Below are 7,885 nucleotides of genomic sequence, written 5' to 3'. Positions count from 1 at the left end.
GTAGGGCCTTTCCGCCCCAGGTGGCACATCGTTACGGCCAGGGACGCAACCCATGCTCAGATGCTCTGACCTGTGGTGACGCAGCTACTTTGTGGCTCATCGGATCGACCCGAGAGGGAGGCCATCGTACGGTCCTCGCCCCGGCCGGGAGGGTTACGTCACGGCTCGACGCGCATGTGGAGGCCCGTGCGGTTCCAGGATCATGAACTCCGGCACGCCGAGCGTCGCGTACACCTCATCCGGCAGCGACCAGTCCTCCCGGTCACCGTCAAACTTGGGTTCGAGTCCCGCAACGATCCCGAGCCACTCCCTGTAGCCCTCACGATCCTTCCGATACCGTTTCATGATCTTGTCCACGATCTCGCGTACGCCGAGCTGCGCCGCCACCTGCTCCGGGTCGGCCGGCCCGCGCACCCACCCCTCCCGCGTCCGCCCGGCCAGCCCGTGCTCGGCGAGCGTCCGCAGGCCCTCGTTCGCCGCCGTCACCCCTAGCCCGGCCAGGCCGGGCACGTCGAACGTCCGCAACGGGTCGACGCCGAGCACCTCGTACACGAACGCCGCCGAGCCGCCCAGCACCCGGAACACGGGGTGGATGCCGCCGAGCCGGCCGGGCGCCCACTGCCGCCAGGCGGCCGCCTCCGCGTACGCCTGGGGGACGATCAGCCGGTACACCGCGGCCCGTTCGCCACGGTGCGCCGCCACCCAGTCCACGAAGGGGTCCGGCTCGTCGCGCAGCAGCTTCAGCGTGCGCGCCACCGTCGTCTCGTCCAGGCAGGCCAGCAGGGCAAGGTGCCGCACCCCCCACGCGATCGTCATGCTCTTGGAGAGCTGCGCGGCCTTCAGCAACGCGAGCAGCACCCGCCGCACGGTGAGGCCCTTCTTGCCCGTCCACCGGCCCGCCCGCACCGCGGCGCATAGGGCGGAATACCATGCGCGGGACTTCCGTAGTTCCCCGATCTGCTGCTCCCGGGTAGTGGTCGGGTCTTTCACCTCGACCCACAACCCCTCAACCAAGATCCTTCTAACCCCCCCGTGTCTTCTCTCCCTTGTGTGGCTCTTGCGGCCAAAGCTCCGCTCCAGCAGCCAGACGGCCGCGTTTTCCCAATCGGTGCGCAGGGCCTTGGTCCGGGCCTGCTCGTCGCGGTACCTGCTGTAGAAGCCGGCGAGGCCCGGCCACCGGCCGGCCCGTAGATGGGCGGCGACGTCGCCGAGTTGCCACCCGCACGAGACCGCCCCGGCGATGACCGCCTGGCGGGCCTCGGAGGGGCTGCCGTACTGGCGGGAGTCGTACCGGCCCGTCTGCGCGATCTCTTCGAGGCGGGGGGACAGGCGGGGGAGCGGCCCGTCCGGGCGGGGGAGCCAGTGCTGCCCGTGCTCGTCGACGGCCAGGTCTGCCCGCGCTGGCGGCGCCGCGGCGTCGGTAACGGGGCTGTCACCAGGTACACCCGCCGCCGCGTCAGGGCCGGGGCCGGGCTGGGGGAGTTCCAGCGCCTCCAGCTCGGGGGCGAGCGCGTCCAGCAGCGCGTCCCACACCTCCGGCCCGTTCGGGTGGTCGCACACCCACAACGCATGCTCCAGCGTGGTCGTGAGCCGCCGGTAGCCGCCGCGGCGGTGCCACGACCCGGGCGGCGTGATCAACCCGTTGTGGCGGTTCTGCGCCGGCTTCGGGTCGAACGTCACATACCGGCGGGCCAGCGCCTCGGCCAGGCGCCGCATCTCCGGGTAGGTCCGCTTCACCGCCCACGGCACCAGCACGTGACGGCCGCCGGGCGGGGCGACGTCGGAGATGCAGTCGCCGCCGCACCGCGCGAGCAGCGCGATGAAGTCGGCCGTCTCCGCCTCCACCAGACCGACCGGATCAGCCGCGCCGGCGGCGGCCGCCTTGGCGACGTCGAAATCCCCGGGCAGCCACGCGGCCAGGTCGTGATGGTAGACGTGCACGGCGGCGACGTACGCCGGCAGCCGCGTGGTGAGCCGCAGCTCGTCGCGGTGCAGGTAGTCGCGGCCGTTGACGGCGAGCCGTACCCGGTCGTTCGCGGCGACGCGCGGCGCGAGCGCCGCCCAGGTCGCGGCGGCCGTCAGGACGGCATGCCCCGGTTCGGCCCCTCGTGGGGCGGGTATGGAGTTGTGCAGCACAGCTATGCCGGTTTCACCCGGTTCCGACACGCCGAATCCGGGCACGACTGGCAGAGCCGGGGGCCCATCGATTACTGTGGCTCCTAGCTTCTGGTTAACCGGCTCCAGGCATGCGAAAGCCCGCCGGGAACCGGTGGCCTCTATCGGGGGTCCTTGCGCACGTCTTCTTGGCGGTTGACACGGCGCAGGGGCCCTCGTGGCATTTCAGGACACCTCGGCGGCGTCCAGGTCACTTCTCAGCGTCTAGGCAGATCCTCCGGAAAGCACCGCGAGCGGAGCGCTACGCGGCAGTCGTCTCGATGAGTGGCAGCGTCTCCTGGCCACGTAGATGCGGCGGAGGGACCAGCAGTCCCTGGGACAAGCCGAGCAGATACTCCTTGGCCTCGTCCGCCGAGACGAACTTGTACTCCTGCCACTTACCGTGCGCCAGCGCGAACGTGAAGTCCACGTAGGAGCCGAAGTCGGCGAAGCCAAGCTTCTTCCACACCTTGCTCGCGTGGTCATACACGTCGGACCGGAAACGGACGGTGTGACGATGGCCGCCCTTCGGGGTAGGCCCCGGCTTCACAGATCCACTCATGGCGGTGACCTTACTCTGAATCAGAGTCAGGGTGGCAGATGTGTGCGCGGCGTGTCGCGGATCGTTGCCGAGAGTTGATCTCTTACCCGGACATCTTGAGCAGGGCCCGCAGCGTCTCGGCCGGCGTGACGCACCGAAAGCCGGTGTCATCATCCAGCATGTCCGCGGCGGCGTCGTTGAACAGCGACGGCATGGCTCTGCTGAAAGGGCTGGTGAACGCGCTGCCCTTCAGCTCGTACCGGCCAGGCGTCGACTGGGTGGCCAGCCACTCCCACGCGTTGCCGCACATGTCGTACACGCCGTACGGGCTCGCGCCGCTGTGGTAGCGATCGACGGGGGTGGTACGCCGTATCCCGGACTCGCGGACGTTGGCCTTAGCCGGGGTCAGCTGTGACCCCCACGGGTAGGTGTCGCCGCGCAACCCTCGCGCGGCTTTCTCCCATTGTTGGCTGGTCGGCAGGGCTTTGGCCGCCCACTCGGCGTACGCGGCGGCGTCCCGCCATGTCACGTACACCACCGGGTGATCGATCAGGTCTTCCGGTGGCGACCCTGTCCGGTTCCAGTGCTGCGGCCGGCGGTGCTTGGTCGCGGCGACGAACCGAGCGTAGTCGCCGTTCGTGGTCGGGTAGACGTCGATGTAGTACGCTGGCAGGTAGACGGGTTCGTCGTCCGGCCCGTACAAGAACACGCCCTCGTCCACCAGGGTCATGAGTTTGCCGTCGATGGGGTGACGGACCTGGTGGCCGCTCAGCACGAGAGTGGCCCCGGCCACCGTAGGCAACGCCGCGGTGTCGGGCTCCGGCTGCGCGGCTGGTACGGCGAGGTTGAGCGCTTCCGCGAACCGGATGTGCACCTCCCAGTAGCTGACGGTGTCGGTGACAGCGGGCCGGGCGGGCTCGATGGGCATGGCGGGCACCTTGGGGCGCGAGGGACAGGACCCGCGTCACGGTAGCGCGCCACCGGCGGTGATCACCGGAGAATCGGCCACCCCATGCCCAGACATGGCGTAGGGCCAGGAACGCGTAACGTTCCTGGCCCTACACTCGATCAGGCCCGGTCAGTGGCAGTCAGTGCCGGGCGCACACGGCGTGCACTTGGCGAAGTCCGCCTCCCACAGCGACCAGTCCACCTCGAAGCCGTTGCCGGCCACGACGTGCGCGGTCTTCTGGACCGACCCGTCGTACTTGAACTCGATCTCGGGGACGTGGTGCAGGAACTCGCCGTTGAAGTACTTGGCGCAGAAGTCGCGGTAGTTGCGGGTGTCGAGGATGAACCCGTGCACGGCGCGGTCGATGAGGGGACCGCAGCCGATCTCCAGGTGCTGGCCGTGCTTCTCCATGGCGGTGATGAGGTAAGCGATCGCCTGGCCGAAGCAGCGTTCGGCCATGACCGTGTCCCACGGGTGGTCGCGGACGAGGAGCTTGATCTGCCGGTCCCAGACATCGGGATCAACGAAGCTCCTGGGATCGCGCCAGCCGCCGGGCGGGGGCGCGTATCGGCCGGCGGGGGCAGTGGTGGGAGTCGTGGCGGTCATGAGGACCTCCTGGGGTGAGGACGGTCCGCCCGCGTCTGCTGCCTGTCCGGGTAGCAGGGGCGGCTCACCCTCACCGTGACTCGGTGTTGCGGGTCCGTGAAGACACCGGGGCGTTGCTTTCGGTTGCCGATTGGTTGCTTCGGGTTGCTTTCTGGCTGGCGGGGGCTTCACAGCAGCCACCTGGCAGGACCACACTGAAGGGCGACCCGACCAGGGGGCCAGCCCCGTGGACATCGCACGTGAACGTCATCCGCTGGCAGCGCTTCTGAGGAGCAGGCGCTGGACGGCTGCCGCGTTCCTGCGCCAGGTGGCCGAGCGGCACTGCGCGCTGGGCTACGGCGGGATGGCCAGCCGCAAGGAGAAGGTGTCGCGGTGGATCGCCGGCGCCGCCGTCCCCGAGATCACCACGCAGTACGCGATGGCCGCCCTGTTGGGCATCGGCCAGCGGGAGGTGGATGCCCGGGGCTGGCCCACGTGGCTGCTCGCAGCGTCCAGCGAGGACCGCGCGGTACTGGAGTCGCCATGGACGCCCGCGGGTAGCGTCACTGTATTGGGCGAAATGGGAGGGCCAGTGGACCGGCGAGGCTTTCTGATCGCATCGAGCAGCGCGCTGGCCGCCATGGTCGCGCAATGGACAACCGCCGAACCCGCTGCTGCGGCCGCTGGAGGCCGCCGCATCGGAGCCGGGGTAGCCGACCAGCTCGACACCCGGTTAGCGGCCCTGCGCCACCTGGACGACGAGATCGGTTCCGCGAGCGTGTACGACGCCGCCACCACCGAGATCCGGCTCATCCGCGCCCTGCTCACCAACACCTCCCACAGCCAGCAGGTCGGCCGGCGCTTGTACGGCGCTGCGGCCGAAGCGTGCCGTCTGGCCGGCTGGTGCGCCTACGACAGCGGACATCACGCGGACGCGGAGCGGCACTTCATCGCCGCGCTGCGTTCGGCAGCCAGCGGAGACGACGACACGACCGGCGCCCTCACCCTCGCGTTCTGGGCCAACCAGCGCTACACCACCGGCGACCCGCGGGGGGCGCTCGACCTCCTGGACGGCGCACTGGCCAACCGCCGCGTGACCTCGCCCCGGCTGCTGGCCCTGCTGCACGCTCGCCGGGCCCGCGCTCACTCGCTCCTGAAAGAGCCGGTGCAGGCGTATCGGGCGATCGAGGCGGCGTTCTCCGTGCTCGGGCACGCGCCTCCTGCCCGCGCGGACCTGGCCGCCCTGTACTGGCTCAACACGGGCGAGCTGCACCAGTTCGCCGGCAGCTCTGCCCTGTCCCTGAGCGAGCCGCGCCGCGCCCTGGAGCACTTCGACGCCGCCGTGAATGGTGAAGACGCCTACGACAGCGGTCAAGAAGTGCGAGGAGCCGCGATCTACCTCGCACGCAGGTCGGAGGCACACCTCGCGCTCGGCGACCTCGACGCCGCCGTCGAGGTCGCCGAGCAGGTCCTCCAGCTCATGGGCGGTGTCGAATCCGCGCGCGGCAGCAGCGCCCTGAACGACCTGCGATCTGGGTTGCGCGGCCACCGGCACGTGCCGCTCGTCAACACCTTCCTCAACGCCACCGCATGAGCGCCCCAGCATGGTCCCGGACCACCGCTACGTCCTCACCTACCAGCCCTGCCAGTCCGGCCGCTACCGGGCTAAAGTGGACGTAGCGGGGATGTTCGACACCGGCAAGGAGTACCGGGCAACGGACCCGAGTGGAGGGCCTGGACGAGCGTGTGGAGCGTCGGCGTATGAACCTGGAGGACCTGTTCCCGCCGAAGGGCAAGGCCCGATGCTCGGGTAGCTGTGATGGGCCCCAAAGTAGCGCTGAGTAACTGCCCTTATGTCAACCCTCCGCGTCCTCGGTCGGTCCCGCCCCGCCGCCCTCCTTCTCCCCAGAGGACGCCAGGCGCAGCGTCTGCCAGCCGTCCGCCGCCGCCTCCACCTGCCAGCACGCCGGCCACACCCGCCGCACCTCCGTGGCCGTCGGCACCACCCGCACCCCGCCCAGCTCCGCGTCCTCCAGCCCGCTCGCTCCGTCGAACCGAGCGGCGCCGGTGAAGGTCGCCTCGCCGAACCTGGCGGGGCCGGTGAAGGTCGCCTCGCCGAACCAGGCGGGGCCGGTGAAGGTCGCCTCGCCGAACCAGGCGGTGCCGGTGAAGGTCGCCTCGCCGAACACGGCGGGGCCGGTGAAGGCCGCCCCGTCGAACCGGGCGGGGCCGGTGAAGGCCGCCCCGTCGAACCGGGCGGGGCCGGTGAAGGCCGCTCCGTCGAACCGGGCGGCGTCGGTGAAGGTCGCCCCGTCGAACCGGGCGGTGCCGGAGAAGGCCGCTCCGTCGAACCGGGCGGTGCCGGTGAAGGTCGCCTCGCTGAACACGGCGGCGTCGGTGAAGGTCGCTCCGCCGAACCGGGCGGTGCCGGAGAAGGCCGCCTCGCCGAACCCGGCGGGGCCGGAGAAGGTCGCCCCGTCGAACACGGCGGGGCCGGAGAAGGCCGCCTCGTCGAACCCGGCGGCGTCGGTGAAGGTCGCCCCGTAGAACCGGGCGGCGCCGGTGAAGGTCGCCTCGCCGAACACGGCGGGGCGAGAGAAGGTCGCCCCCTCGAACCAGGCGGTGCCGGTGAAGGTCGCCCCGTCGAACCAGGCGGCGTCGGTGAAGGTCGCCTCGCCGAACCTGGCGGGGCCGGTGAAGGTCGCCTCGCCGAACCTGGCGGGGCCGGTGAAGGTCGCCTCGCCGAACACGGCGGGGCCGGAGAAGGTCGCCCCGCCGAACCCGGCGGTGCCGGAGAAGGTCGCCTCGCCGAACACGGCGGGGCCGGAGAAGGTCGCCCCGCCGAACCCGGCGTCGCCGGAGAAGGTCGCCCCGCCGAACCCGGCCGCGCCCACGCGGCAGGTGCTGAGATCGAAGTCGATGAGGACGGCGCCCGCGAGGTCGAGCCGGATGTCCGGCCAGTGGCGCGGGTTGCGGTCCGGGCGGCGCGACGCCCACCATCGGCGGCGCGGGGCCGGGGTGTCGTCGTAGCGCAGGTGGGCGGTCAGGATACGCTGCGCGGTCAGGCGGACCTGGCGTTCCTCCTGCGGGTCACGACCGGTCGATGGCGCGGCGACGCCGGCGATGGCGGCTCGCGGCACGGCGGGCGTGGCGTCTTCGGCGGGCAGCGCAGGCGGAGTGTACGGCATACGCAGGTACGAGCAGATCACGTCCACGATCGTCTGGCGCAGCGCCGGGGTGTCCTGGGCCAGGCGCTCCAGCGCGTACAAGCCAGCCAGGCGAACCGGGGCCTGAGTGTTGCCGAGTTGCTCAGCGGCCTTGGTGTACAGCTCGGTCACCCGGCGCTCGACGGCGTCGTGCGTGGTGTGCGCGGTCGCCAGCTCCTGATGCCGCTGCCGGCGTACGGCCAGCAGCAGCGTCACCGCGGCGCCGACCCCGGCACCGGCCGCCAGCGCGGTCCGCACCGCCTCGATCCGGGCCGAGACCTGCTCGGCGGCGGGCACCGTGCCCAAGTCGTGCAGCAGCCAGGCGCTGACCCCCCAGACCGCCGCACCGACCAGCAGCGCAGCAGGCAAAGCCCACCACCACATCGACCGCGGCGGACGCAGGTCGGGTGGCCGCGCGGACGCCTGGGGAGCACGCTGGAGGAACCTCAT

6 protein-coding genes are annotated in these 7,885 nt (G+C 71.1%); 1 reads left to right on the top strand and 5 read right to left on the bottom strand.

Annotation, left to right across the window (positions count from 1 at the left end):
- Positions 1 to 153 precede the first annotated feature (153 nt).
- The 4 genes from MF672_RS51025 to MF672_RS51010 form a co-directional block, all read right to left on the bottom strand.
- A complete protein-coding gene (locus MF672_RS51025) occupies positions 154 to 2,136 on the bottom strand; it encodes a hypothetical protein (protein ID WP_242372781.1) in 1,983 nt (660 codons plus the stop codon).
- 280 nt (positions 2,137 to 2,416) lie between these two features.
- Positions 2,417 to 2,623 carry a hypothetical protein gene (locus MF672_RS51020; protein ID WP_247815862.1) on the bottom strand — a complete coding sequence of 69 codons (207 nt, stop codon included), beginning with the start codon at positions 2,621 to 2,623 and terminating at the stop codon, positions 2,417 to 2,419.
- 175 nt (positions 2,624 to 2,798) lie between these two features.
- Entirely contained in the window at positions 2,799 to 3,623 is an 825-nt protein-coding gene (locus MF672_RS51015) for a formylglycine-generating enzyme family protein (protein WP_247815861.1), read from the bottom strand.
- 150 nt (positions 3,624 to 3,773) lie between these two features.
- Positions 3,774 to 4,250: a glycine-rich domain-containing protein gene (locus MF672_RS51010; RefSeq protein ID WP_242372787.1), complete on the bottom strand. Its 477-nt coding sequence runs from the start codon at positions 4,248 to 4,250 to the stop codon at positions 3,774 to 3,776.
- A 226-nt stretch (positions 4,251 to 4,476) separates the two neighbouring features.
- On the opposite strand from MF672_RS51010, the gene MF672_RS51005 reads away from it, so the two are divergent.
- Positions 4,477 to 5,823 carry an NsdA family TPR-like regulatory protein gene (locus MF672_RS51005; protein ID WP_242372785.1) on the top strand — a complete coding sequence of 449 codons (1,347 nt, stop codon included), beginning with the start codon at positions 4,477 to 4,479 and terminating at the stop codon, positions 5,821 to 5,823.
- Positions 5,824 to 6,085: 262 nt separating this feature from the next.
- Here MF672_RS51005 and MF672_RS51000 read toward each other — a convergent pair.
- The coding region (locus tag MF672_RS51000; RefSeq protein WP_247815860.1) for a pentapeptide repeat-containing protein at positions 6,086 to 7,885 on the bottom strand (1,800 nt) is incomplete at its 5' end.

Origin of the sequence: Actinomadura luzonensis, assembly GCF_022664455.2 — a bacterium.
GTDB lineage: Bacteria > Actinomycetota > Actinomycetes > Streptosporangiales > Streptosporangiaceae > Nonomuraea > Nonomuraea luzonensis.
This window is presented reverse-complemented; position numbering and strand designations above follow the sequence as displayed.

Coding starts and splice junctions, on each gene's coding strand:
- MF672_RS51015 (WP_247815861.1), bottom strand. CDS start 3,623: ATGCCCATCGAGCCCGCCCGGCCCGCTGTCACCGACACCGTCAGCTAC.
- MF672_RS51010 (WP_242372787.1), bottom strand. CDS start 4,250: ATGACCGCCACGACTCCCACCACTGCCCCCGCCGGCCGATACGCGCCC.